Genomic DNA, 1,098 nt, shown 5'->3' with positions numbered 1-1,098 from the left:
CCCGGCCAGCCCCAAGTTCACGGCGTCGGATGCTTCGGCGCGAGTCACTGTGCTAGCGTACCAAGCAAGTGCTTGCTTAGGTAGTTACCCCACGAGGAAGTGGCGCCTTGCCCATCACATCCACCACCACCGAACCGGGCATCGTCGCGGTCACCGTCGACTTTCCCCCGGTCAACGCCATCCCGTCGCGCGGCTGGTTCGAACTGGCCGACGCCATCACGGCCGCCGGCCAAGACCCCGAGACCCACGTGGTCATCCTGCGGGCGGAGGGCCGCGGCTTCAACGCCGGGGTCGACATCAAGGAGATGCAGCGCACCGAGGGATTCACCGCGCTGATCGACGCAAACCGCGGTTGCTTCGCCGCCTTCCGGGCGGTCTACGAGTGCGCGGTGCCCGTCGTCGCGGCCGTGAACGGCTTCTGCGTCGGCGGCGGCATCGGCCTGGTCGGCAACTCTGACGTCATCGTGGCCTCCGAGGACGCCACCTTCGGGCTGCCGGAGGTCGAGCGCGGTGCGCTCGGGGCGGCCACCCACCTGTCGCGGCTGGTGCCGCAGCACATGATGCGGCGGCTGTTCTTCACCGCCGCGACCGTCGACGCCGCCACCCTGCACCATTTCGGTTCGGTGCACGAGGTGGTGCCGCGCGACGAGCTGGATGAGGCCGCATTGAAGGTGGCCCGCGACATCGCCGCCAAGGACACCCGGGTCATCCGCGCGGCCAAGGAGGCGCTCAACCTGATCGACGTGCAGCGCGTCAATTCGAGTTACCGCATGGAGCAAGGCTTTACGTTCGAGCTCAACCTGGCCGGCGTCGCCGATGAGCACCGCGACGCGTTCGCCGGTACCACGAAGCGTGAGAAGCCTTAGCCGCCGGCGACGATGCAGAACGAAGTGATGAGGAGCGGCGCATAGTGACCGACAAGAGAACCACCCTCGACGAGGCCGTCGCGCAGCTGCGCAGCGGCATGACGGTCGGCATCGGCGGCTGGGGCTCGCGGCGCAAGCCGATGGCGTTCGTGCGCGCCATGTTGCGGTCCGACGTCACGGACCTCACGGTGGTCACCTACGGCGGACCAGACCTGGGGTTGCTGTGCTCGGC

2 protein-coding genes are annotated in these 1,098 nt (G+C 68.2%); both read left to right on the top strand.

The features are described 5' to 3' along the window. The first annotated feature begins 107 nt into the window (after positions 1-107). Positions 108-866 carry a (7aS)-7a-methyl-1,5-dioxo-2,3,5,6,7,7a-hexahydro-1H-indene-carboxyl-CoA hydrolase gene (gene echA20 / locus A5701_RS04910; protein WP_067749415.1) on the top strand — a complete coding sequence of 253 codons (759 nt, stop codon included), beginning with the start codon at positions 108-110 and terminating at the stop codon, positions 864-866. 44 nt (positions 867-910) lie between these two features. After that, positions 911-1,098 (top strand): CoA-transferase (locus tag A5701_RS04905; RefSeq protein WP_304528217.1); only part of this gene is annotated, 188 nt, incomplete at its 3' end.

This window comes from Mycobacterium sp. E3305, assembly GCF_001666785.1.
GTDB lineage: Bacteria > Actinomycetota > Actinomycetes > Mycobacteriales > Mycobacteriaceae > Mycobacterium.
Note: the sequence above shows the minus strand (reverse complement) of the source record. Positions and strands in the feature narration are given on the sequence as shown.